The sequence below is a fragment of the Staphylococcus chromogenes genome, assembly GCF_029024625.1.
GTDB lineage: Bacteria > Bacillota > Bacilli > Staphylococcales > Staphylococcaceae > Staphylococcus > Staphylococcus chromogenes.
Map to the genome: position 1 here is coordinate 1,104,919 of NZ_CP118953.1, position 25,522 is coordinate 1,130,440.

General features: G+C 35.7%; 26 protein-coding genes. 24 read left to right on the plus strand and 2 right to left on the minus strand.

The window, feature by feature from the left end; genetic code table 11:
* The first annotated feature begins 20 nt into the window (after positions 1 to 20).
* Complete coding sequence (locus PYW36_RS05385) at positions 21 to 788, plus strand: tRNA threonylcarbamoyladenosine dehydratase (RefSeq protein ID WP_037574186.1); 768 nt, start codon at positions 21 to 23, stop codon at positions 786 to 788.
* 48 nt (positions 789 to 836) lie between these two features.
* Here the strand turns inward: PYW36_RS05385 and PYW36_RS05390 are convergent, their stop codons facing one another.
* Positions 837 to 2,096, minus strand: a complete 1,260-nt coding sequence (locus tag PYW36_RS05390; protein ID WP_103159041.1) for a replication-associated recombination protein A — start codon at positions 2,094 to 2,096, stop codon at positions 837 to 839.
* 143 nt (positions 2,097 to 2,239) lie between these two features.
* Between PYW36_RS05390 and cymR the strand changes: the two genes are divergently transcribed.
* From cymR to PYW36_RS05405, 3 genes are all read left to right on the plus strand, one after another.
* Entirely contained in the window at positions 2,240 to 2,659 is a 420-nt protein-coding gene (gene cymR / locus PYW36_RS05395; protein ID WP_037574180.1) for a cysteine metabolism transcriptional regulator CymR, read from the plus strand.
* A gap of 70 nt (positions 2,660 to 2,729) precedes the next feature.
* Positions 2,730 to 3,560 (plus strand): aldo/keto reductase, encoded by an 831-nt coding sequence (locus tag PYW36_RS05400; RefSeq protein WP_103159040.1) that lies wholly within the window; start codon positions 2,730 to 2,732, stop codon positions 3,558 to 3,560.
* A gap of 93 nt (positions 3,561 to 3,653) precedes the next feature.
* Complete coding sequence (locus tag PYW36_RS05405; protein WP_165806095.1) at positions 3,654 to 3,809, plus strand: hypothetical protein; 156 nt, start codon at positions 3,654 to 3,656, stop codon at positions 3,807 to 3,809.
* 44 nt (positions 3,810 to 3,853) lie between these two features.
* On the opposite strand, the gene PYW36_RS05410 is transcribed toward PYW36_RS05405, so the two are convergent.
* Positions 3,854 to 4,867, minus strand: a complete 1,014-nt coding sequence (locus PYW36_RS05410) for an LLM class flavin-dependent oxidoreductase (RefSeq protein WP_103159039.1) — start codon at positions 4,865 to 4,867, stop codon at positions 3,854 to 3,856.
* Positions 4,868 to 5,086: 219 nt separating this feature from the next.
* Here PYW36_RS05410 and PYW36_RS05415 point away from each other — a divergent pair, with 219 nt between their 5' ends.
* The 20 genes from PYW36_RS05415 to PYW36_RS05510 all read left to right on the plus strand — a co-directional run bounded on the left by PYW36_RS05415 (position 5,087) and on the right by PYW36_RS05510 (position 25,519).
* Positions 5,087 to 6,235 (plus strand): cysteine desulfurase family protein, encoded by a 1,149-nt coding sequence (locus tag PYW36_RS05415; protein WP_103159038.1) that lies wholly within the window; start codon positions 5,087 to 5,089, stop codon positions 6,233 to 6,235.
* Entirely contained in the window at positions 6,232 to 7,344 is a 1,113-nt protein-coding gene (gene mnmA / locus PYW36_RS05420; RefSeq protein ID WP_103159037.1) for a tRNA 2-thiouridine(34) synthase MnmA, read from the plus strand. The genes PYW36_RS05415 and mnmA overlap by 4 nt, the downstream gene beginning before the upstream one ends.
* A gap of 22 nt (positions 7,345 to 7,366) precedes the next feature.
* Positions 7,367 to 8,041, plus strand: coding sequence for a tetratricopeptide repeat protein (locus PYW36_RS05425; protein ID WP_103159036.1), 675 nt, complete (start codon positions 7,367 to 7,369; stop codon positions 8,039 to 8,041).
* 2 nt (positions 8,042 to 8,043) lie between these two features.
* Positions 8,044 to 10,425 (plus strand): SF1B family DNA helicase RecD2, encoded by a 2,382-nt coding sequence (gene recD2 / locus PYW36_RS05430; RefSeq protein ID WP_103159035.1) that lies wholly within the window; start codon positions 8,044 to 8,046, stop codon positions 10,423 to 10,425.
* Between the two features lie 225 nt (positions 10,426 to 10,650).
* Positions 10,651 to 13,281, plus strand: coding sequence for an alanine--tRNA ligase (alaS, locus tag PYW36_RS05435; protein ID WP_103159034.1), 2,631 nt, complete (start codon positions 10,651 to 10,653; stop codon positions 13,279 to 13,281).
* 61 nt (positions 13,282 to 13,342) lie between these two features.
* Positions 13,343 to 13,615, plus strand: coding sequence for an IreB family regulatory phosphoprotein (locus PYW36_RS05440; protein WP_037574156.1), 273 nt, complete (start codon positions 13,343 to 13,345; stop codon positions 13,613 to 13,615).
* A complete protein-coding gene (gene ruvX / locus PYW36_RS05445; RefSeq protein WP_037574153.1) occupies positions 13,608 to 14,036 on the plus strand; it encodes a Holliday junction resolvase RuvX in 429 nt (142 codons plus the stop codon). Before PYW36_RS05440 ends, ruvX begins: the two co-directional genes overlap by 8 nt.
* A 14-nt stretch (positions 14,037 to 14,050) precedes the next feature.
* On the plus strand, positions 14,051 to 14,365 hold the full coding sequence (locus PYW36_RS05450) for a DUF1292 domain-containing protein (protein ID WP_103159033.1): 315 nt from the start codon (positions 14,051 to 14,053) through the stop codon (positions 14,363 to 14,365).
* Positions 14,366 to 14,745: 380 nt separating this feature from the next.
* Positions 14,746 to 15,390 (plus strand): O-methyltransferase, encoded by a 645-nt coding sequence (locus PYW36_RS05455; RefSeq protein ID WP_037574145.1) that lies wholly within the window; start codon positions 14,746 to 14,748, stop codon positions 15,388 to 15,390.
* On the plus strand, positions 15,383 to 16,312 hold the full coding sequence (locus PYW36_RS05460) for a peptidase U32 family protein (protein WP_037574142.1): 930 nt from the start codon (positions 15,383 to 15,385) through the stop codon (positions 16,310 to 16,312). The genes PYW36_RS05455 and PYW36_RS05460 overlap by 8 nt, the downstream gene beginning before the upstream one ends.
* A 37-nt stretch (positions 16,313 to 16,349) precedes the next feature.
* Positions 16,350 to 17,615 carry a peptidase U32 family protein gene (locus tag PYW36_RS05465; RefSeq protein ID WP_037574139.1) on the plus strand — a complete coding sequence of 422 codons (1,266 nt, stop codon included), beginning with the start codon at positions 16,350 to 16,352 and terminating at the stop codon, positions 17,613 to 17,615.
* 3 nt (positions 17,616 to 17,618) lie between these two features.
* Positions 17,619 to 18,245, plus strand: coding sequence for a uridine kinase (udk, locus tag PYW36_RS05470; RefSeq protein ID WP_037574136.1), 627 nt, complete (start codon positions 17,619 to 17,621; stop codon positions 18,243 to 18,245).
* Positions 18,246 to 18,271: 26 nt separating this feature from the next.
* The gene (gene greA, locus PYW36_RS05475; RefSeq protein ID WP_037574133.1) at positions 18,272 to 18,748 is read left to right on the plus strand and encodes a transcription elongation factor GreA; all 477 of its coding nucleotides are present in this window, start codon (positions 18,272 to 18,274) and stop codon (positions 18,746 to 18,748) included.
* Positions 18,749 to 18,985: 237 nt separating this feature from the next.
* On the plus strand, positions 18,986 to 19,717 hold the full coding sequence (gene pxpB, locus PYW36_RS05480; RefSeq protein WP_037574130.1) for a 5-oxoprolinase subunit PxpB: 732 nt from the start codon (positions 18,986 to 18,988) through the stop codon (positions 19,715 to 19,717).
* Positions 19,707 to 20,732: a 5-oxoprolinase subunit C family protein gene (locus tag PYW36_RS05485; protein ID WP_037574127.1), complete on the plus strand. Its 1,026-nt coding sequence runs from the start codon at positions 19,707 to 19,709 to the stop codon at positions 20,730 to 20,732. Before pxpB ends, PYW36_RS05485 begins: the two co-directional genes overlap by 11 nt.
* Positions 20,723 to 21,169, plus strand: a complete 447-nt coding sequence (locus tag PYW36_RS05490) for an acetyl-CoA carboxylase biotin carboxyl carrier protein (RefSeq protein ID WP_103159032.1) — start codon at positions 20,723 to 20,725, stop codon at positions 21,167 to 21,169. The genes PYW36_RS05485 and PYW36_RS05490 overlap by 10 nt, the downstream gene beginning before the upstream one ends.
* An 11-nt stretch (positions 21,170 to 21,180) precedes the next feature.
* Entirely contained in the window at positions 21,181 to 22,545 is a 1,365-nt protein-coding gene (locus tag PYW36_RS05495) for an acetyl-CoA carboxylase biotin carboxylase subunit (protein WP_037574120.1), read from the plus strand.
* Positions 22,538 to 23,299 carry a 5-oxoprolinase subunit PxpA gene (gene pxpA, locus PYW36_RS05500; RefSeq protein WP_037574117.1) on the plus strand — a complete coding sequence of 254 codons (762 nt, stop codon included), beginning with the start codon at positions 22,538 to 22,540 and terminating at the stop codon, positions 23,297 to 23,299. The genes PYW36_RS05495 and pxpA overlap by 8 nt, the downstream gene beginning before the upstream one ends.
* 3 nt (positions 23,300 to 23,302) lie before the next feature.
* On the plus strand, positions 23,303 to 24,541 hold the full coding sequence (locus tag PYW36_RS05505) for an NRAMP family divalent metal transporter (RefSeq protein WP_037574114.1): 1,239 nt from the start codon (positions 23,303 to 23,305) through the stop codon (positions 24,539 to 24,541).
* A gap of 285 nt (positions 24,542 to 24,826) precedes the next feature.
* Positions 24,827 to 25,519: a 5'-methylthioadenosine/adenosylhomocysteine nucleosidase gene (locus tag PYW36_RS05510; RefSeq protein ID WP_037574111.1), complete on the plus strand. Its 693-nt coding sequence runs from the start codon at positions 24,827 to 24,829 to the stop codon at positions 25,517 to 25,519.
* The last annotated feature ends 3 nt before the right edge of the window (positions 25,520 to 25,522 follow it).

Consider the following 25,522-nt stretch of genomic DNA (forward strand, 5'->3'; position numbering starts at 1 on the left):
ACAGATTAAAGGAGTCAATTATGAAACATCAATTTTCTAGAAATGAATTAGCTATAGGCCAAGAAGGTTTAAAATTATTAGAAAATACAACAGTTGCTGTTTTAGGTGTCGGTGGTGTAGGGTCATTTGCTGCTGAAGCGCTAGCGCGAACAAATATCGGTCATATTATTTTAATCGATAAAGACGATGTCGATATTACGAATGTCAACCGTCAAATTCATGCTTTAACAACTACCATTGGACAAAGTAAAGTGGGGTTAATGGAAGAACGGATTAAATTAATAAATCCAAATTGCAAAGTAACGCCCTTGCATATGTTTTATACTGAAGAAACTTATGAGCAACTATTTGAAGATTACAATATTGATTATATTATCGATGCAAGTGATACCATTATTTATAAAGTTCATTTGATGGAACAATGTTTGCAAAGAGGCATAAAAATTATTTCTAGTATGGGGGCAGCAAATAAAATTGACCCAACACGTTTTCAAATTGCTGATATTTCGAAAACACATACAGATCCTATCGCTAGAGTCATTCGAAACAAATTAAAAAGAAAAGGAATTTATAAAGGAATACCCGTGGTATTTTCCGATGAAAGTCCAATAGTGATTCGAGAAGATGTGAAAGCCATCGTGGGTGATGCAAATGGACAAAACCGAAAAGCACAAATGCCCCCGTCTTCTAATGCATTTGTCCCAAGCGTTGTAGGCCTAATACTTGCAAGCTATGTTTGTAATGATATTACACGAGATATTCCATTAACACGAATTAAAGACAAATAAAAAATGCCGTAATAAGCTCCATCTTTTTGGAGATATTACGGCATTTCCTTATGTGTTCTTTAGATTATCATATACTGCTTTAAATTGTTGTTCAGCTTTTGATGTCAATTTAGGTTGATAATAGCGTTTATTTTTTAGTTTGTCTGGCAAGTATTGTTGCGCCACATATCCATTTTCATAATTATGGGGATACTTGTATCCTGTAGCACGTCCCAATTCTTTTGCGCCACTATAATGACCATCTTTGAGGTGATCGGGAATTTGTCCTGCGTTACCTTTGCGAATGTCTGATAACGCAGCATCGATAGATTGAATTGCTGTGTTAGATTTCGGGGAGAGACAGAGTTCGATAACGGCTTGACTTAATGGAATTCTTGCTTCTGGAAAGCCTAACCGTTCTGCTGACTCTATCGCAGCGAGTGTACGTTGTCCTGCAGCTGGTGAAGCTAAGCTGATATCTTCATAACTAATCACTAACAAACGTCTTGCAATTGTTGGCAAATCACCTGCTTGAATCAAGCGCGCTAAATAGTGTAAAGCTGCGTCAACATCACTGCCTCGTATTGATTTTTGGAAAGCACTCATCACGTCGTAATGCATATCGCCATCTTTATCGCTTAAAAATGCACCACGTTGTAAACAATCCTCTGCATCTTGAATTGTGATATGAGGAGGCGTTTCGGATGCGCTTAAAACCGCAAGTTCTAATGCATTTAAAGCGCTACGAACATCTCCTTGACTTTGGGTTGCAAAATATTCAAAAGCTTCGTCTGTAATTGTAGCAGTATACGATTTTAAGCCATTTTCCTCATCATTTAAAGCATTCCGTAAAGCTTTTTTTATATCCTCAGTTTCTAAGGGAAATAATTCAAAAATTTGTGCACGTGAACGGATGGCAGGGTTAATCGCATGATAAGGGTTTGAAGTTGTCGCACCAATGAGTACGATTTTACCGTTTTCTAAGTGAGGCAACAAGAAATCTTGTTTAGCTTTATCTAATCGATGAATTTCATCTAATAATAAGATCACTTGACCTGACATTTTTGCCTCGTCAACAATCATATGCATGTCCTTTTTAGTATTCGTGACAGCATTTAATTGTCTGAATTTAAAAGCGGTGCTCCCTGCAATCGCTTGTGCAATACTCGTCTTTCCTATGCCAGGGGGACCATAAAAAATCATTGAGGATAATCGTTTGGCATTGACCATTCTCCTAATAATTCCTTTTTCACCAACGAGGTGTGATTGCCCTATCACATCATCAATGGTTTGCGGTCTCATACGGGATGCGAGTGGTTCAGTATTCATAGTAACCCTCCATGTCTAGAAAAACTATACAAATTTAAGCAAATGACCTTGCTCTTATTTGTACTCTTATAACAATAGTATTATACTAATATAAATAATGATAAATTGTAAGTAAATTGGATATCAATAAGTGAGGTATAAACATGAAAATTTCAACTAAAGGTAGATACGGCCTAACTTTGATGATTGCTTTGGCAAAGCGTCATGGGACAGGATGCGTGTCACTGAAAACAATCGCAGAAGAAAATAATTTAAGCGATTTATATTTAGAACAACTTGTTGGTCCTTTAAGAAATGCTGGTCTCATTCGTAGTGTCCGAGGTGCTAAAGGAGGATATGAATTAAAAATGCCAGCAGATGAAATTACTGCCGGTGATATCATTCGTCTTTTAGAAGGACCATTAACGATTGTTGAACGCATTGAATCAGAATCACCCGCGCAACAACAATTATGGTTGAGAATGCGAGATGCAGTTAAAGATGTTCTAGATCAAACGACTTTACAATCTTTAGCAGATTATCAAGAAAATGATAAACTTGAAGGGTATATGTTTTACATTTAAGTTTTGTTTAGATACAACAATGACATTTAAATTGTATGGCATTGTTGTATTTTTTTAGGAGGAATGCAAAATGGAAAAAGTGATATTAAATGACGGATTTCAAATTGATCAACTTGGGTTTGGCACATACAAATTAAATGGCGTTAAAGGGAGCCAAGCGATTCAATCTGCCTTACAAGTAGGCTATCGCGTTCTAGATACAGCTTATAATTATGAAAATGAAGGGGCAGTTGGCAAAGCTATCGAAAAGAGTCAAATTCCCCGTGAAGACATAACTATTATCTCTAAACTACCAGGGCGTTACCAAGCCTACGATGATGTATTTCAAACCATTCAAGAAAGTATCTACCGTTTAGGGGTAGATTACATTGATGTTTATCTCATTCATTGGCCTAATCCGAAACAAGGGACTTACGTAGAAGCCTGGAAGGCAATGATTGCCGCACAAAAAGCCGGTCTCATTCGAACGATAGGTGTTTGTAATTTTTTACCTGAATACATTCACAAATTAAAGGAAGAAACAGGTGTGCTTCCAGCAATCAATCAAATAGAGCTCCATCCTTACTTTAATCAGGAAGAAATGATTCAATTCCATAAAGAGAACCAAATTTTAACGCAAGCTTGGAGTCCGATTGGGAGAGACAATGGCATTTTAGAAGATGATGTATTAAAACAGCTTGCCCAAAAATATCAAAAGTCCGTAGCGCAACTTGTTTTAAAATGGCATATTCAACGCGGCGTGATGCCTATACCGAAAGCGACAAAATATGTAAGACAGCATGAAAATATCGACATATTTGATTTTCAACTTTCAGAAGAGGACATTTCAAAAATTAATCAACTTTCAAGAAAAGATGGTCGTCGTAAGGGACAAGATCCTGCGGTTTACGAAGAATTTTAAAACTTTTCCTCTGTTACAATTATGCTCTATTTTATGTTTATTCTAAAAGGACTTGGGTATTAATAAACTATCTCGAACTAGGAGGTATTCATTGTGGATAAAAAACAAGGTGAAGAATATTTAAACAAAGCGAAAGATGCTTACGACAAGTATCAAGATAGTCAAAATAATGAAAACAAAGATGAAAAAGGCGGTTTAGCAGATAAAGCTAAAGACGCATTTAACAAACTTTCTGGCGACAATAAATAAAAAACTAAAATAAAAACAATGGGATGTTCTGTCCCATTGTTTTTTTATGTTGTCGTATTAATCTGTTGTATCACTTCTTGTAAATATTGATATGAGCGATGTTGAAGTTGTTCATCATAAATATAACTTACTGCCATAATTTCATTGATTTCCCCATAAAATTGAATGAAATCGTTAATTTTATGTTTAACTGTTTTTTTATCTCCTACTAATGAATCATTAATTCTATGGGTAGCCATCGCTACTTCTCTCGGTGACAAAATAGTATCTAGGCTATCGACAGGGGGTTGCATTTTTTGCATACGGCCATTTAAAATGCTTGCAAATACTTGCGCTTGTGTCGTAGCAAGATACATTGCCTCATCATTTGTATCTGCGACGATTGCATTTAAACATACAATGATATAGGGTTCATCTAGATATGCCGAAGGTTCAAAGAGTTCTCTATATATCGCAAGCGCTTCTTTCATTTGTTGAGGTGCGAAATGTCCTGCAAAGACATAGGGTAAACCCTGACGTGCAGCCACATGAGCAGAATCAGTTGAGGAACCCAATACATATAAAGGCACCTTTTTATTTATTGCAGGTATCGCTTTGACATATCCTTGATTGGTTTCAGGTCCAAAATATTGTTGAAGCTGTTTTATTTCTTCTGGAAATTGATAGACTCCATCGTGTTTATCTCTTCTTAAAGCATTCGCTGTAGCCATATCAGTCCCTGGAGCACGACCTAAACCCAAATCTACACGATCTCCATATAATAAGTTTAAAGTTCCAAATTGTTCAGCAACCACAAGGGGAGCATGATTTGGAAGCATGATACCTCCTGACCCAATGCGCATTTGTTTCGTAGCGTTTAAACAATGTTGAATTAATACTACCGTCGCTGAACTGACTAAATTTGGAGCATTGTGATGTTCAGCAATCCAATATCTTTCGAAGTTTAAAGATTCTAAGTGTTGCGCGAGCGAAGTCATCTGTTGGACAGCCTCTTTTTCAGTTGACCCTTCACGTATAGGTACTAAATTTAACGCTGAATACTGTAACTGTTTTGACATGATAACACTTCCTTTAAATTCACTATATCAAAACACATCCGTAATACACATTAATGTGCTTATAATTCTAATTTTTGTAAAAATTCCTCTTTTCTATAGAAAGTGATATGCTTAAATTAAGCTTAAAACTGCACATAGATTCCTAGTGTGAGGCACTAGAAATTTAATGGTACAAGTGCTAAAATAGGAACATTGAAATTGAGAAAGGAATGTCGAATGATGGGTGTATATGCTGATTACGCTGCGACGACGCCAGTAAAGCCAGAAGTTGTAGAAGCAATGACAAATATATATCAAACACATTACGGAAACCCTTCGTCTATACATACGCAAGGCCGTGATGCTAGACGTTTTTTAGATGAAGCAAGACGTACAGTGGCGCAATGCCTTAATGCGAATCCTAACGAAATTATTTTTACAAGTGGTGCGACTGAATCTAATAATACCGCAATTAAAGGGATGGCTTATGCTAATATTTCTAAAGGAAAGCATCTGATTACAACTAAAATTGAACATCATTCTGTCTTACATGTCTTTGAATTTTTAGAATCTCAAGGATTTGAAGTGACTTACTTAAATGTAAATGAAGAGGGTCTTGTAGATTTAGATGCACTCAAAGAGGCAATGCGACCTGATACAACTTTAGTTTCAATTATGTTAGTGAACAACGAAGTAGGCACTGTCCAACAAGTTTATGATATACAGGAAATTTTGAGTGACTATTCAGCGTTATTTCATATGGATGCAGTACAAGCTATTGGTCATTTACCTGTTGATGTCAAAGATTTACAAGTAGATGCCTTAAGCTTAACAGCACATAAATTTGGTGGCCCTAAAGGAGTAGGCGCATTATATGTCAAAAATGGGACACAAATCCAATATACACAAATGGGTGGAGAACAAGAAACAAAGCGACGCGCGGGTACTGAAAATGTTGCACAGATTGTAGGCTTAGCGACTGCAATGAAGTTGGCTGAAAACAACCGAGATGAAAATCAAATTTACATTACACGTTTAAAAGAAATCTTGCTCGTCAATTTGCAAGAGCGGGCGATACCTTTTGAGTACAATGGCTCAATGATTGAAAGCTCAAATCATATTGTGAACTTATACTTTCCATTTGTAGATGTAGAAACGTTACTTACATTGTTAGATATTGCAGGAGTTTATGTATCCTCTGGTTCAGCTTGTACGGCAGGGTCAACAATTCCGTCTCATGTCTTATCTGCGATGTATGGAGAAGAAAATCCTAAAGTCAATCATTCAATAAGAATTAGTCTAAATGAAAATGTCACTGAAAGAGAAATTCAAACGATTGTCGTCGAACTGCAAAAAATATATTTGAAATTTAAGGAGGAATCACTTTGAGTAATGAAAACACACGTGTCGTTGTGGGAATGTCAGGAGGTGTAGACAGTTCTGTAACTGCACAATTGTTAAAAGAACAAGGTTATGACGTCATTGGGATTTTTATGAAAAACTGGGACGATACGGATGAAAACGGCGTATGTACAGCAACAGAAGATTATAATGATGTCATCGCGGTATGTAATCAAATAGGAATCCCTTATTATGCTGTTAATTTTGAACAAGCCTATTGGGATAAAGTATTTACCTATTTTTTAGATGAGTACAAAAAAGGACGCACACCTAATCCAGATGTAATGTGTAATAAAGAAATTAAATTTAAAGCCTTCTTAGAACATGCTTTAAAATTAGGTGCAGACTATGTGGCTACAGGTCATTATGCAAGAGTAAGAAGAGACGACCAAGGCCATGTGGAAATGTTACGTGGGGTGGATAATAACAAAGACCAAACGTATTTCTTAAATCAACTTACACATGCGCAATTGCAAAAAGTAATGTTTCCAATTGGTGATATAGAGAAATCACAAGTCCGTAAAATTGCAGCAAAGCATAATTTAGCCACTGCCAAAAAGAAAGATTCAACAGGAATTTGTTTTATAGGTGAACGAAATTTCAAAGACTTTTTATCTCAATACTTACCTGCACAATCGGGTGAAATGCGCACTTTGAATGGTGAGCTCAAAGGAAAACATGCGGGATTAATGTATTATACTATTGGCCAACGTCATGGTTTAGGCATTGGTGGCGATGGTGATCCTTGGTTTGTCGTAGGTAAAAATTTGAAAGAAAATGTGTTGTATGTAGAGCAAGGATTTCATCACGAAGCACTTTATAGTGACTATTTAATTGCCTCAGATGTTTCCTTTGTAAATCCTACTGACTTAGCAGAACCCCTGAAATGTACTGCAAAATTTAGATATCGCCAAAAAGATACAGGTGTTACAGTTTCACACGTAGATGATCATTCAATCAAAGTTACATTTGATGAACCTGTTAGAGCGATTACTCCAGGCCAAGCTGTCGTGTTTTACGATGGCGAAGTTTGTCTTGGTGGGGCAACGATTGACGACGTTTATAAGCAGTCCGGTAAATTGAGTTATATTATTTAATGTGTCAAAAAAGGAGTCAAAAATGAAACAAACAGAAATACATCAATTGATTCAACAAGGCCAATTTGAGAAAGCCTTACAAGCTTGTTTTAATAACATCGAAGCGCATCCTGACCAAGTGGAAAACTATATCAATTCCGGTATTTTACTTTCTGAGGCTGGAGAAATTGAAAAAGCAGAAAAATTTTTCCAACGTGCATTGACACTTAATCCTGATAATGGCGTTATTTATTACAATTTTGCCAATGTTTATTTTAACGAAGGACGTTTTCAAGAAGCCATTAAATTATATCAAACAGCGATTCAAAAAGGATTAGAAAATAAAGATATTAACTATATGGTCGGAATGTCTTTTTATCAATTAGACGCAAAAAAACAAGCTTTACCATATTTAATGAGAGCTGCCGAACTTGACAAAGATTTCAAAGACTTAGACGTACAGTTCCAATATGGATTACTATTATGTGAATTAGAAATGTTTCAAGAAGCGATGCCAATATTAAAACAAATATTAAAAAAAGATGGAAAACATGCCGACGCACAGTATAATCTGACACTGGCAAAATATATGGTTAATGAAAATGTTGAAGAAGCAATACAAGGATTTTCTTTAGCAACTGAAATGGACCCCAAACATATGTTAAGCCATCATGCATTAAAAACGTTTAAAAAGATTCAATCTGAAGAGGAGGCATAACTGTGGAAAACCCAACACTATTTGAGCAGTCGTATGTTAAAGGGAATATTGATGTCATTTTATTTCAAAATAACGACAATTATTACACAGTGCTCAAAGTTGAAGTTGAGGATTCTAATGAGGACTTTGATACGACGGCGACGATAGTTGGGTTTTTTCCAAATATTGTTGAAGGTGAAACTTATACGTTCAAGGGGCAAATCACTGATCACCCTAAGTATGGGAAACAACTAAAAGCTGAAACGTTCCAGAAAGTGCTTCCGCAAACGAGAGAAGCGGTAATTCAATATTTATCAAGTGGGCTTTTCAAGGGCGTTGGTAAAAAAACTGCAGAATCCATTGTAGATACGTTAGGTGAAAATGCAATTCAGTCGATTCTTAAAGATGCATCTGTTCTTGAAAAGGTGCCCAAATTGTCAAAAACAAAGCAATCGCAAATCGCAGACCAAGTTTTTCAAAATCAAGAAAGCGAACAAATTATGGTGCGTCTGAATGAATTAGGGTTTGGTGCAAAACTTGCGATGGATATTTACAAGTTTTATAAAAGTGATACTTTAGACATTCTCAATCAAAATCCCTACCAACTTGTTTATGATATACGAGGCGTGGGCTTTCAAAAAGCAGACCAATTGGCAAATCAAATGGGCATTTCAGAACATCACCCCAATCGCTTAAAAGCAGGCATTCAATTTGTCGTTGAAGACACCTGTATTAAACAGGGACACACGTACTTGCCTAAGGAAACTTTAGTGACTGAGTCATTGCAACTTCTTTCAAAAAATAGTCAGGTGCCTATTGACACCACTTTAATTGAAGAAGTGTTAACTCAACTTGTAGAAGAAAACCGTCTCGTTGATGATCACGAAAATATTGCAATTCCTAGCCTTTATTATTCAGAATTAAAGAGTGCTCAAAATATTTATAAAATGATGCAACAACAACTACACCTCGAAGTGTTTGATCAATCGGATATTCAGATGCATATTGGTGAAATCGAGCAAACAAATAGTGTGTCATATGCCGAGGCACAAAAAGAGGCGTTAGAAGCCGCTATGAAGCATCAAATAATGATTTTGACAGGTGGGCCTGGTACAGGTAAAACCACTGTAATAAAAGGGATTGTTTATCTGTATGCTGCTTTACACGGGATTTCTTTAGATTACGATGACTATACCGAAGAAGATTATCCTATTGTTTTAGCAGCACCGACGGGTCGGGCTTCGAAACGACTACACGATGCGACTGGCTTGGAGGCTATGACCATTCACCGTCTAATTGGTTGGAATCAAGAAACCAAACCTGAAGATATATTGGATAATGAAATTTCTGCCAAACTTATTATTATAGATGAAATGTCAATGGTCGATACTTGGTTGTTTCACCAATTTATGGCAGCAGTTCCTAATGATGCACAAGTTGTTTTGGTAGGTGATGAAGATCAACTCCCATCTGTTGGGCCTGGGCAAGTGTTTAAAGATTTAATTGCCTCAAAAACACTCCCACGTATCAATTTAACAGAAGTTTATCGTCAGCAGGATGGTTCAAGTATCATTGCGCTTGCGCATCGTATGAAATCAGGTCAATCTGTTGATATTACTGAACGGTTTCATGATCGTTCATTCATCCCTTGTCATGTCGATCAAATACCAGAAGTGGTACGTAAAGTGGTAACAAATGCAGTTTCAAAAGGCTATGATATGTCTGATATACAAGTATTAGCTCCGATGTACCGAGGAAATGCAGGGATTCATCGATTGAATAAAGTGCTTCAAGAAATACTGAACCCTTTGGATACATCTGAGCAACGCGAAATTCAGTTTGGTGATGTCTTGTTTCGAAAAGGCGATAAGGTATTACAACTTGTCAATCGTCCGAATGACAATGTATTTAATGGCGACATCGGAGTTATTGTAGGTATTTTTTGGGCTAAGGAAAATGCGCTAAACAAAGACGTCGTTGTCGTGGACTATGAAGGCAATGAAATTACTTATTTAAAATCAGATTTAACCGAGTTGACACATGCCTATTGCACATCAATTCATAAAGCACAAGGTTCAGAATTCCCGATAGTCATTATGCCTATTGTCAAACAATATTATAGAATGTTGCAAAAACCCATTTTATATACGGGTCTCACACGTGCGAAGCAATCATTAGTGTTTTTAGGAGACGCGGATGCATTTAATCTCGGATTAAAAACAGAAGGCCAAGTAAGATTAACTCGTGAAAAAAGCTTTTTAGAACAATACTTTTCTACAGAAGAAGTACAAAATGAAAATGTTGAACTTACAGAAGCCACTATGTTTCAAATTAATCCTATGATTAATATGGAGAATGTGACGCCTTACGATTTTTTAGAAATTGACAACGCTGAAAAGGCTTAATATAATAGACTTAATTCAATATATAACTGAGTAGATGGCTAATTCATTTCACAGAGACGTACTATTGCTGAGATGTACGAATGAATCCATTGAACGCTACTATATATTTATAACGTGAATAGCATTAAAGTGATGATAATTTTTATCATAACTAGGGTGGTACCGCGAGACATTCGTCCCTTTTGAGAGACGAATGTCTTTATTTTGTTTAGGAGTTGATTTGAGATGAAAACATTAAAAGCTAGTGAAATACGTCAGATGTTTATTGACTTTTTTGTTGAAAAAGAACATATGGTAGAACCGTCAGCACCTCTTGTGCCTATTGATGACGATTCATTATTATGGATTAATTCAGGTGTCGCAACATTAAAGAAATATTTCGATGGACGTGAAGTACCAAAAAAACCAAGAATTGTAAATGCACAAAAATCCATACGAACAAACGATATCGAAAATGTTGGGTTTACAGCGCGTCACCATACTTTTTTTGAAATGTTAGGCAACTTTTCCATTGGAGATTATTTCAAACGTGAGGCCGTTGCTTTCGCTTGGGAATTCTTAACGAGCGAAAGATGGATGGCAATGGAAACTGATCGTCTTTACGTTACAATTCATCCTGAAGACACTGAAGCCTATCAATTATGGCATGATGAAATTGGATTAAGCGAAGATCGCATTATACGTATTGAAGGTAACTTTTGGGATATTGGGGAAGGACCTTCTGGACCTAATACTGAAATTTTTTATGATCGTGGCGAAGACTATGGTAAAGATGATCCAGCTGAAGAGATGTACCCTGGCGGGGAAAATGAACGCTATTTAGAAGTATGGAATTTAGTTTTCAGTGAATATAATCATAATAAAGACCATTCTTACACACCCCTACCAAGTAAAAACATTGATACGGGCATGGGTCTTGAACGTATGGCCTCCATTTCACAAAATGTGCGTACCAATTATGAGACCGACCTATTCATGCCGATTATGAAAGAAGTTGAACAAATTTCTGGTCAACGTTATTTAGAAAATCCAACACATGATGTTGCCTTTAAAGTGATTGCCGATCACATTAGAACAATTGCTTTTGCTATATCTGATGGTGCATTACCAGCGAATGAAGGCCGAGGCTATGTCTTACGCCGTTTACTTCGTCGTGCTGTACGTTTTAGCCAAACATTAAATATTAATGAACCCTTTTTATACCGTTTAGTTGATATCGTAGCTACTATTATGGAACCTTATTATCCAAATGTTAAAGAAAACGAAGCGTTTATTGCACGTGTTGTTAAATCAGAAGAAGAACGGTTTCATGAAACTTTAGAAGAAGGGTTGACAATTTTAAATCAACTTATTGAAAAAGCAAAAGATTCAAATCGTATAATTGACGGCTCTGATGCATTTAAACTCTATGACACTTATGGTTTTCCAATTGAATTAACAGAAGAAATCACACGTGATGCAGGTTTAACTATCGATATGGAAAGCTTTAATACTCATATGGATGCACAACGAGAACGTGCAAGAAAAGCAAGACAAAATAGTCAATCTATGCAAGTACAAAACGATGTGCTTAAGTCTATTCATACAGAAAGTATTTTTGTCGGCTATGATACATTACAATCTGAAAGTACCCTCACAGATATCCTTTTAAATGGTGAGCGTACAAATGAAGCAAACGCGGAAGAAACAATTCATTTTGTTATGGACAAGACTCCATTTTATGCTGTAAGTGGGGGACAAATTGCTGATAAAGGGACAATCACAAATGACCATTTTGAAATAGAAGTTACAGAAGTTATTAAAGCGCCTAATGGTCAACACTTGCATACAGGCTATATTAAATTTGGACAGGTAAGCGAAGGGGCACAAGTTCACGCTTCAGTTGATGCAAATGCGCGTAAAGCCATTATGAAAAATCACAGTGCAACCCACTTACTCCATGCTGCATTAAAACAAGTTCTTGGCTCACACGTTAATCAAGCAGGATCATTGGTCGACAGTCATCGCTTACGTTTTGATTTTTCACACATCGCACCAATGACTAATGAAGAACTACAACTTGTAGAGCAACGCGTAAATGAAGAAATTTGGCAAAGTGTCAATGTAGAAATCAAAGAAATGGGCATTGACGATGCTAAAAAAGAAGGCGCAATGGCATTATTTGGAGAAAAATATGGTGATATTGTACGTGTCGTTGATATGGGACCTTTTTCTAAGGAACTTTGCGGGGGTACACATGTTAAAAACACTTCTGAAATAGGACTATTTAAAATCACAAGTGAATCTGGAACAGGTGCAGGCGTAAGACGTATAGAAGCTGTAACGGGTCAACAAGCCTTTTTATATTTAGAAAAATATTTAGAACGCTTTAACCAAATAAAAGACAGTGTAAAAGCCAAATCAGATGATCAAGTTTATGAAAAAGTGACTCAACTGCAAGAACACGAAAAATCTTTACAACAAACGTTAGAACTTAAAAATAAAGAAATCAATCACTTGAAAATGGGTAATTTAGAAGATAAAGTAGAATTAATTAATCATATCCCGGTATTAATCAGTGAAGTAAATGTCGACAATGCTAAAGCCATACGCTCAACTATGGATGATTTTAAATCACGCATACAAGAAACAGTTATCATTTTAGCAAGCGAAGTTGACGGTAAAGTTTCATTAATTGCTACTGTACCAAAATCATTGACTGGTAAAATCAAAGCAGGGGACATTATTAAAGAAATGGCGCCTATTGTAGGAGGTAAAGGTGGTGGACGCCCAGATATGGCTCAAGGTGGCGGCACTGAACCTGAAAAGATAACAACTGCATTACAATTCATTAAAGACTATATTAAAACAATATAAAAAACAGTATGTTCGTGTAAAATAAGAGTGTAATACAATATGGTTTAAGGAGTGTTTTGAGATGGAAAACTTTGACAAAACGATGAAATTCAACTATGAAGACATCCCTAAAGAAAATGTCGAATACGTATTGAATAACGTATATCACACTTTAGAGGAACGTGGATACAACGCAGTAAACCAAATTGTAGGTTATCTACTATCAGGAGACCCTGCCTATATTCCTCGTCACAATGAAGCACGAAACCAAATAAGACATATTGATCGCGATGATATTATGGAAGAACTTGTCTCTTTTTATCTAAAAAATCATCAAAAGGATTCAAATGCTTAAACATAAAATCATCGGTCTTGATGTTGGAAGTAAAACAGTAGGTGTCGCCATTAGTGATTTGATGGGATGGACAGCACAAGGTTTAGATACACTCCATATTAACGAACAGGAAAACCAGCTCGGATTGGAGAGCTTGATTCAAATTATTCAAAAAGAAAACGTCGGAACTGTTGTAATCGGTTTACCTAAAAATATGAATAATTCTATTGGATTTCGCGGTGAAGCTTCTATTAAATATAAAGAAGCCCTTCAACAAGCGTTACCTTCACTTGAAATTATCATGTGGGATGAAAGACTAAGTACAATGGCAGCAGAAAGATCGCTTTTAGAAGCTGACGTCTCAAGAGCAAAACGTAGAAAAGTCATTGACAAAATGGCCGCAGTATTTATCTTACAAGGATATTTAGATTCTTTAAATTAAGGAGAGCGCATATTATGACAAATGAAAAAAACCACGAAATTGAGATTAAAAATGACGAGGAGTTACTTACTCTTTTCGATGAAGAAGGTAACGAAGTCTTATATCGTAAAATGCTTGAATTTTATCACCCTGGATTTGATAAAAACTATGTTATTCTTGCTGAAGAAGGCGCACAAGCTGACGATGAGGATTTAATCGAATTAATTCCTATGATTAACCAACCCGATGAGACAGGCGAAGGTGGCAAATTTTTACCTGTTGAAACAGATGAAGAATGGGATATTATCGAAGAAGTCGTAAACACAAATCTTGATGAAGTTGAAGAATAATAAAGTGCATGTATATGACAAACTAAGAAGCTAGGGCGAAGGTCCTGGCTTCTTATATGTCAAAAATGCTTGTATTAGAGGTTACTAACCCATGATTTTCTTTAGCGAATTGAATTAAAATGCCACTTAATCAAAATTTTTGAAGATGAAGATATAAGAGTTGTTTTATGAATACTAAATGCATTTACATGAAAATCGTTGTTAAAAAATATTATGACTTATGGTATAATTCTAAGAAGTATTTTCAAGAATAGATAATAGTTACACACTTTTCGATTCTTTTTAAAACAAACCTACAATTATAATGGCATTGAGCAAATCAGTCAAAATGACTGGTTTATTTTTTGATGTATTCCTATAAAAGAAAAGGATGAACGTAAATGCAAGATCAAAATCTGCACTATTTTTTAAGTATTCAATCTCATGATACGCCCTTGAATACATTGCGAACTTATGCAGAAGAACACCAAGTGCCCATCATAGACCAGCTATCATTAGATTTAATTTTGCAATTAATCCGATTAAAAAAACCTAAAAATATATTAGAGATTGGTAGCGCAATAGGATACAGTAGTATGCATTTCGCATCTATTGATCCTTCCATTCATGTTACAACTATAGAGCGTAATGAAGAAATGATTCAATTAGCACGAGAAAACTTTAATCAATTTGGTTATGAATCTCAAATTCGCTTAATTGAACAAGACGCTCTACAAGCATATCACGCCGTTAATGATAGACAATATGATATGATTTTTATCGACGCTGCGAAAGCACAATCTCAAAAATTCTTTGAACTTTATCAAGATTTATTACCAGAAGGTGGCGTCATTATTACTGATAATGTGCTTTATCACGGGTTTGTAGCAAATATTGATATTGTAAAAAGTAGAAATGTGAAGCAGATGGTAAAAAAGGTTAAGAAATTTAATGAATGGCTTGTCCAACAAAATCATTTTTCAACTAATTTTATAAATATGGATGATGGATTAGCTATTTCTATAAAGGAGTATTCAAATGACTGAGTTATTAGTGACACCTAAGTCATTAAACCATATAGATACTTTAATTGATAAAGGCGCTGATGCTTTTGTTATCGGAGAGGAGAAATTTGGTTTAAGATTAGCAGGTGAATTTAATCGCGAAGCTTTAATAGAAGCAACACATAAAATCCAGGCAGCAGGTAAAAAAGTTTATGTAGCTGTCAATGGAATCTTTCATAATTATCATATTCCTGCATTAGAGGAGTATATACAATTTTTACATGAAATTCGTGTAGATCGTATCATCTTTGGTGACCCTGCTGTCGTGATGTTAGCGAAACAACAACCCGATCCAATACCATTACATTGGAATGCTGAAACCCTCGTAACCAACCATTTTCAATGTAATTATTGGGGCAAAAAGGGCGCATCACGAGCTGTCCTAGCACGAGAATTAAGTTTAGAAGAAATATTAAGCATTAAAGAAAATAGCAACGTAGAGATAGAAGTGCAAGTTCATGGTATGACGTGTATGTTCCAGTCAAAAAGAATGTTGTTAGGTAATTATTATACTTTCCAAGAAAGACAAATGAAGATTGAACGACCTCACGATAAGTCAGAAACACAATTATTATTGTACGATGAAGAACGTGACAATAAATACCCTGTGTTTGAAGATTATAACGGTACACATATTATGTCACCAAATGATATTTGTTTGATAGAAGAACTTGAACCTTTATTTGAAGCAGGGATTGATAGTTTTAAAATTGATGGTGTATTACACACTGAAGATTACATCAATGTTGTCACTGAACAATATCGTAAAGCTATTGATTTATTTGATGCATCTCCAGAAGATTACGAAGATGAAAAATTTATGCTTGTTGATGCTATTGAAGAAATTCAACCTGAGCACCGTCCGTTCGACGAAGGATTTTTCTATAAACAAACGGTTTACTAAATGTATTTGTAATAATAAAAAAATAGGAGAGATGATGATGAAGGTCATGGAGGCGACTCAGCCTAAAACAATGCCTAAAATAAAAAAACCAGAACTTCTTGCCCCCGCAGGCAACTTAGAAAAGCTTAAAATTGCCATTCATTATGGTGCTGACGCGGTATTTATTGGGGGTCAGGAATATGGTTTACGCTCAAATGCAGATAACTTTACAATCGATGAAATTAAAGAAGGCGTCGATTTTGCAAATCAATACGGCGCTAAAGTATACATTACGACTAATATCATTGCACATGATGAAAACATTGAAGGATTAGATACTTATCTTAAACAATTAGAATCTACAGGTGCCACAGGTATTATCGTCGCTGATCCACTTATTATTGAAACTTGTAAAAAAGTTGCTCCCAAGTTAGAAATTCATTTATCGACGCAGCAATCATTAAGTAACTATAAAGCGGTCGAATATTGGAAAGAAGAGGGCCTTGATCGCGTTGTTTTAGCACGTGAAACAGGTGCGATGGAAATGCAAGAAATTAAGGATAAAGTAGATATTGAAATTGAAGCTTTCATACATGGTGCCATGTGTATTGCTTATTCAGGTCGTTGCACACTAAGTAATCATATGACAGCACGTGACTCTAACCGTGGAGGTTGTTGTCAAAGTTGTCGTTGGGATTATGATTTACTTACTGTAGATAATGATGGAGAATTAGACTTATATTTTGAAGATGGTCAATCCGTCCCATTTGCTATGAGCCCAAGGGATTTAAAATTGATAGAATCTATTCCTAATATGATGGATTTAGGCATCGATTCTTTAAAAATCGAAGGCCGTATGAAATCTATTCATTATATTGCAACTGTTGTATCTGTTTATCGTAAAGTTATCGATGCGTATGCTGCTGACCCAGATAATTTTAAAATCAACCCTGAATGGCTTATTGAATTAGATAAATGTGCCAATAGAGACACTGCTCCAGCCTTTTTTAAAGGAACACCTGGATATGAAGAGCAAATGTTTGGTAACGAATCCTCTAAAAAATCACCGTTTGATTTTATTGGCCTTGTATTAGCATATGATGAAGATACGCAAATAGCGACAATACAACAACGTAATCATTTTAAACCAGGACAAGAAGTTGAATTTTTTGGGCCTGAAATTGAAACGTTTAAACAAGTGATTGATGTTATTTATGATGAAGAAGGTAACGAACTTGATGCAGCGCGTCATCCACTTCAAATTGTGCAAATTAAAGTTAAACAGCCAATATATCCTAACAACATGATGCGAAAGGAAGTATAAAGCATGACCTCTACGACAATAATTGGTATTGCTGGTGGTTCTGGATCTGGAAAAACATCAGTAACAAATGAGATTATGAAGAATTTAGATGGCCATAGTGTTGCACTTATAGAACAAGATTTTTATTATAAAGACCAATCACACCTTACTTTTGAAGAGCGTTTAAAAACGAACTATGATCATCCATTTGCGTTTGATAACGACTTACTTATCGAAAATCTAAAAGATTTAAAAGCAGGTAAATCAGTAGAAGTACCCACGTATGATTATACAATTCATACGAGAAGCGATAAAAAAATTGCATTTGAACCTAAAGATGTTATTATCGTAGAAGGTATATTTGCGCTTGAAAATGAAACGCTTCGTAATATGATGGATGTTAAAATATATGTTGATACAGATGCCGATTTACGTATTCTACGTCGTCTTATTCGAGATACAAAAGAACGCGATCGAACGATGGAATCTGTTGTAGATCAATATTTAAATGTAGTGCGTCCAATGCACAACCAATTTATTGAACCTACAAAAAAATTCGCAGATATTATTATTCCTGAAGGCGGAAGCAATAAAGTTGCCATAGATATCATGACAACTAAAATTCAAGCTTTAGTACAAACTCAAGATTAATCTATTAGTTAAAGGAAGATGCAAAAATGGAAAATCAAAAACAATATCCAATGACACAAGAAGGGTTCGAAAAACTCGAGCAAGAATTAGAAGAATTAAAAACGGTTAAACGTCCAGAAGTTGTTGAAAAAATTAAAGTCGCTCGTAGTTTTGGGGATTTATCTGAGAACTCAGAGTACGATGCAGCAAAAGACGAACAAGGATTTATTGAACAAGATATTCAACGCATTGAAACAATGTTACGCCATGCGTTAATTATAGAAGACACTGGTGATAATAATGTTGTACAAATTGGAAAGACAGTAACATTTGTCGAGCTTCCTGGTGATGATGAAGAAAGTTATCAAATCGTGGGTTCTGCAGAAGCAGATGCTTTTAATGGTAAAATCTCAAACGAATCACCAATGGCAAAATCTTTAATTGGCAAAAAATTAAATGAAGAAGTCCGTGTTCCTCTTCCAAATGGTGGAGAAATGAACATCAAAATTATAGATATTAAATAACACTAGAAGTCCATGAGGTTAAGATTCCTTTGAAAAGGGAATAACTTAACCTCATTTTTTATTAAACAAAATTGAAACCTCGTGGGTAAAGTAAGCCAATTTAAAATGATGGCATAATTATCGATGAATAAATACTATGTTTCAATATCTATTAATTATTCCTATCGAAATTGTAAGCTTATTATAAACGTGATAAAATTATCCTTTGAAAAGGTTTTCAGAAAGGGGAATGTGTGAGTGGAATGTCGTCAAATCAGTGAACAGTCATTTATGATTTACTTTAATCCAGAAATTAATGAGTACACTTTTAACCAAGTCAATGCGATGAAAGATTACATAAATTCTCTGGAACATCCGTTTATCAAAGAACTGTTACCGTCATACCGAGCAATATTGGTGTATTTTGACGGTATTGAGATTAAATATGAATCACTCATTGAAGAATTAAAACTCAATGAATTTCATTTTGAAAATATGCAAGGTCAATCACAAAGAAAGATTATCAATATTCCAGTTCTTTATGGTGGGGAATGGGGACCGGACTTAGACCTTGTTGCAGAGCATAATAAACTGACACCTGAAGAAGTCGTAAGGAAACATACCGAAAGTTTTTATCTCGTTTATATGATTGGATTTATGCCTGGTTTTCCTTTTTTAGGAGGCTTAGATAAAGCGCTCCATACACCTAGAAAAGCTGAACCACGTTTAAAAATTCCAGCCGGTTCAGTAGGAATTGCCAATAATCAAACAGGTTTATATCCTGAAGATTCACCAGGAGGATGGCAAATCATTGGACAAACGCCTATTAAGGTGTTTGATTTAAACCGTGATCCTAAAATTTTATATCAACCTGGAGATAAAATAAAATTTTATGCGATTAACGAAGAACAATTTTTGCATATCAAAAAATATACAGCTAAAGGTCTAATTGATTATACAGAATGGGTGATGACAGATTATGAGCATTAAAATTTTAAAACCAGGATTATTTTCAACTGTTCAAGACTTAGGTAGATTTGGTCACCAAGCTGAAGGTTTTTCTCCAGCTGGCGTAATGGATCGTCCAAGTTTTGAGCTTTTAAATGCCTTGCTCGACACTGAAAATCAACCTGCCATTGAAATTACGATGGTTGGACCTACGATTCAATTTCTAGAGCAAAATTTATTTGCTGTAACAGGAGCACCATTTGATATGAAATTAAATCAAAAATCGATACCACATCAAACGGTGATTAAAGTGAACAGAGGAGACATACTTGAACTTGGTGCGGCCAAACAAGGCGTTCGCGCATATATTGGTTTTGCCAACACGATAGATGTCCCACAAATTGAAGGAAGTGCTTCAACGCATACTCGAACATCGGTCGGTGGATTTAAAGGTCGCATTTTAAAAAAGAATGACATTATTCCTACAAATTCAAATAATTTAGATTATAGTTTGATTGGTCGTGCGACGGATTATCAAAGTTTTACCCCTAAAGGAAACCTCCCAATAGGAATTATGGATGGTCCACAAATAGATGCTTTTTCTAAAAGAACTATCAAAGAAATTGAAACGATTGAATTTCGCGTATCTGAAAATTCAGATCGGATGGGGTATCGTCTTAGTGGCGCTTCTATAAAACCAGATACTAGCGCAGATATTATATCAGAGCCTGTAGCATTAGGAAGTGTTCAAGTTCCTAATGATGGAAATCCAATTATTTTGTTAAATGATCGTCAAACTGTTGGGGGATATACTAAAATTGCCACAGTCATAGATTCTGATATTGTAGATGTGATACAGAAAAGACCAGGTGAAACCATTCAATTTGAATGGGTCACTTTTAACGAAGCTAATGAAATATTAGACCGAAAAAATAGAAAGTTAGAAGACGCAATAAAAAAATTACAACGTTATCCAAAACGATATTTAAACAACATTAGACCTTCTCAAAGTAAAATAAAAGATGTTTTAAAAGGAGATAGTAAGCCATGGATTTAAAACAAATCGAACAAACTTTAAACGTGTTAAAAACATACGGAGCTAAGCATTTTAGATATAGTGATGACGATATGGAACTAGAATTGGATTTAGCAGTCAACGCGCAAAATTATGATGGTGATACTTCTACACAACCAACGACAACTGCTAGCAAAAATGAAACTACACCATCTCAAGAAAACACATCTGAAGCACAAGATGAAAAGGTGATTCGTTCACAAATGATTGGAACATTCTACTTACAAGATGAAAAAGAATTGACAAAACCTGTCATCAAAGTAGGAGACAAAATCAATAAGGGAGACATTATTGGTTACGTCGAAGCCATGAAAGTCATGAACGAAGTTACTGCGGACGAAGCAGGTGAAATCACTGAAATTTTAGTAGATCATGGCGAGAACATTGAACATAATCAAATTATTGCTAAATTAAAATAGGGGGTCCAGTCATGTATCGAGTTTTAGTAGCCAACCGTGGGGAAATTGCTGTGCGAATTATTCGTGCATTACGTGAAATGAAAATGGAATCTGTAGCAGTATATGCAGTGGGTGATGAAAATAGTCTGCATGTAAAATTAGCAGACCACGCTGTGTGTATCGGTGATGCCAACCCTTTAGATAGTTACTTAAATATCAGAAATATTTTAGCTGCCGCAGAAATTACAAATGCGAATGCTATACATCCAGGATATGGCTTTTTATCAGAGAGTCCTATCTTTGCTGAAAAAGTGGAAAATGAAGGGTTATATTTCATAGGTCCAACTAAACGAACAATGGAACTTATGGGAGATAAAATCACTGCACGACAAACAGTAGACAAAGCAGGTGTCCCTGTAATACCCGGATCACATTCTTCAGTTGAATCTGTTGAGGAGATTAAAACATTAGCTGAAGAATTAGGTTACCCTATAGTATTAAAAGCTGCGAGTGGCGGAGGCGGTAAAGGCATTCGTATCGTAAAAGAGGAAAGTGAAGTTGAACGTCTCTTTAAAGAAGCTAAAAGTGAAGGAAATAAATATTTTAATGATGATCGTGTTTATGTTGAAGCATTTATTCCTGTTGCAAAGCACGTAGAAGTTCAAGTGCTCGGTGATGGTCAAGCGAACTTTATACATTTAGGAGAACGAGATTGCTCTGTACAACGTAAAAATCAAAAATTAATTGAGGAATCTCCTTGTAGTGCTCTCACACCTGAAAAAAGAGAACAAATGTGTAGTGATGCGGTTAAAGTTGCTCGAGCAGCGCAATACCGTAGTGCCGGGACAATTGAATTTTTGGTCACTGAAGATGCCTACTACTTTATAGAAATGAATGCGCGTATCCAAGTGGAACATACTGTAACAGAAATGCGTACAAACGTAGATTTAGTACGTCAACAATTATTGTTAATGAGAGATGGAGAATTAAAAATTCATCAAAATGATATTACGTTCCAAGGGCACGTGATAGAGGCGCGTATTAATGCCGAGGACCCAGAATTAGGGTTCAGACCTACTCCAGGAACTGTGCAAAGGTTGCATCTTCCACAAGGTTTTAATGTTCGTGTTGACTCGTTTTTATATAGTGGTTATACTGTTTCATCATATTATGATTCATTAGTCGCTAAAGTTATTGTAAAAGGGGACAATCGACTTCATGCAATCGAAAAATTAAAAGTGACACTTGATGAAATGATTATTGACGGTTTTAGTACAACAGCCGACTTTCTTTATGCTGTCTTAGCTTATCCACCATATTATGAAGGTGATGCTAAAAATGTAGACATCAAGTTTTTAGATCGTCACGAAATTTTCGAGGAGGCTAAACATGACTAAAATAGATTTAAATTGTGATCTTGGAGAAAGTTTTGGTAATTATAAGATTGGCAATGACGAACAAGTGATACCGCTTATCACCTCTGCAAATATTGCATGTGGTTTTCATGCAGGGGATTCTAATGTGATGGCCAAGACGGTAAAAATTGCTAAACAAAATAAAATTGGCATCGGAGCTCACCCAGGTTTTCCTGATTTACAAGGCTTTGGTCGAAGAAATTTAGATATGTCACATGATGAAATTTATAATATGATTGTTTATCAAATTGGTGCGCTTAAACTATTTTGTGATCTTGAAGGGGTCACTTTAAACCACGTTAAACCTCACGGAGCGCTTTATCAAATGGGGGCTAAAGATCCAAAAATTGCAAAAGTGATTGCACAAGCAGTGCATGATATTGATTCAAATATCATTTTTGTTGGTTTATCTAATTCTTACTTAATTGAAGAAGCGGAAAAACTTGGTCTTAAGACTGCTTCTGAGGTATTTGCAGATCGTCGCTATGAGGCAAATGGCCAATTAGTAAGCCGAAAGCAAGAAAACGCTGTGATTAATGACACGCAAGAAGCCATTGATCAAGTGGTTAAAATGGTGACAAAAGGAAAAGTAACTGCAATTAATGGGGAAGAAATTAACATTTCTGCAGATACAATTTGTGTACATGGAGATGGGGAACACGCATTAGAATTTGTTAAACAAATTCGCAAACAATTATCAACAGTGGGTGTTGAAATTGTAACTTTAGGGGGTTAATGAATGAAAAAAGATTCAAACGAAATTAAAAACCAAGGAGACTTCGAATTTACAAAAACACATAAACGTCTCCTGTTAGGTTCAGTATTCTTAATGGCAACGTCAGCGATTGGACCTGCCTTTTTAACACAAACTGCTGTATTTACACAACAATTCTTAGCAAGTTTTGCATTTGCAATTTTATTATCAATCATTATAGATATTGGAGCGCAAATTAATATTTGGCGTATTTTAGTTGTAACTGGATTACGTGGTCAAGAAGTGGCTAATAGCGTGGTCAAAGGTTTAGGAACATTTATATCAATTTTAATTGGTTTAGGTGGACTTGCGTTTAATATTGGAAACATTGCCGGTGCCGGTTTAGGATTAAATGCTATTTTCGGGATTGATGTCAGAATAGGCGCAGCAATCACAGCAATCATTGCAATTTTAGTCTTTGTTTCGAAAAACGGACAAAAAGTGATGGACGTAGTAACATTAATCTTAGGAATTGTAATGATTGCGATCGTAGCATTCGTTATGATTAAAACGAATCCTCCATATCTTGAAGCTGCTGGTCGCATGATTGTTCCTGAAAACCCAGCTTCTCTTGTTTTACCAATTATTACATTAGTTGGTGGAACAGTTGGTGGATATATTACATTTGCTGGTGCACACCGTCTACTAGATGCTGATATCAAAGGTGAAAATTACTTACCTTTCGTCAATCGTTCAGCGATTTACGGGATTTTAACCACTGGCGTAATGCGTGCTTTATTATTCTTAGCTGTATTAGGTGTGGTTGTAACTGGCGTAGTCTTGAATCCTGATAATCCTCCAGCATCTGTATTTGAACATGCGCTCGGACCAATCGGTAAGAATATTTTTGGTGTCGTACTGTTTGCAGCAGCGATGTCTTCAGTCATTGGTTCAGCATATACAAGTACGACTTTTCTTAAAACATTACATCATAAAATTTACAAACATGACAATTACGTCGTGATTGCATTTATCGTTATTTCAACTATTATATTTTTATTCTTAGGAAAACCTGTCACATTATTGATCGTTGCTGGGGCATTCAACGGTTTAATTTTACCAATCGTACTTACAACGATTCTTATTGCTTCTAAAAAGAAAAGTATCGTTGGCAATTACCAACATCCGACTTGGATGCTTGTATTTGGTATTATTGCAGTGCTTGTTACAATTTTCACAGGTATTTATTCCTTCCAAGGTCTATTAGAACTATTAGGTAAATAATCATGAAAAGGTAAAGGACTCTGTTATCACAGAAGCTCTTTACCTTTTTTTAAGCCCTTTTTCGAGCTTTTTAAAACCAATTTATCTATACAATATACTTCTGGGTTAACCCCAAAACCTCAAAATAAGTTAGAAAACTTCAATATTAGCGCTAAGAAATTTGAGATTTTCAGACAACAATGTAAAGTATTTAACAACTCAACACTGTAATGACTAATTATTCTCATCTTCTAAACAGTTATGTTAAAATTGACAACGAATATAGAGACATCAAGGAGGAAAATTATGATTGGGATAATTGGTGCCATGGAAGAGGAAGTCGAAATTTTAAAATCACATATGCATGAAGTCGAAACTTTACAAATTGCGCACACTGTTTTTTATAAAGGGAATTTAAAAGGCGCTGAGGTCGTATTAATTCAAAGCGGGATAGGTAAAGTTAATGTTGCAATCTCAACTACTTTACTCATCCAACAATTTAAACCAGAACTAATAATTAACACGGGTTCAGCTGGTGGACTACAACCTGGCTTAGCATTAGGGGATGTCGTTGTAAGTACGAAAGTGGCGTATCATGATGCCGACGCACGCGCTTTCGGCTATGCAATGGGTCAAATACCAGGGATGCCTGAAACCTATGATGCAAATCGTCACTTGATAACCCAAGTAAATCATGTGTTAAATCAACTTAAACAACCTGTTAAAGAAGGCCTCATCGTATCTGGTGACAGCTTTATTGGAAGTGATGTACAACGAGCTGAAATATTAAAATATTTTCCTCAGGCATTGGCAGCGGAAATGGAAGCGGCAGCCATTGCCCAAACGTGCTATCAATTTAAAGTTCCATTTATCGTTACACGTGCTATTTCTGATCTTGCTGATGGCGATGCAGGAATGACATTTGAGGCCTTCCTCAAAGTTGCATCACAATCTTCAAGCCAAATGGTGATCGCCTTGCTCGAAAAATTAAATGAATAGAAA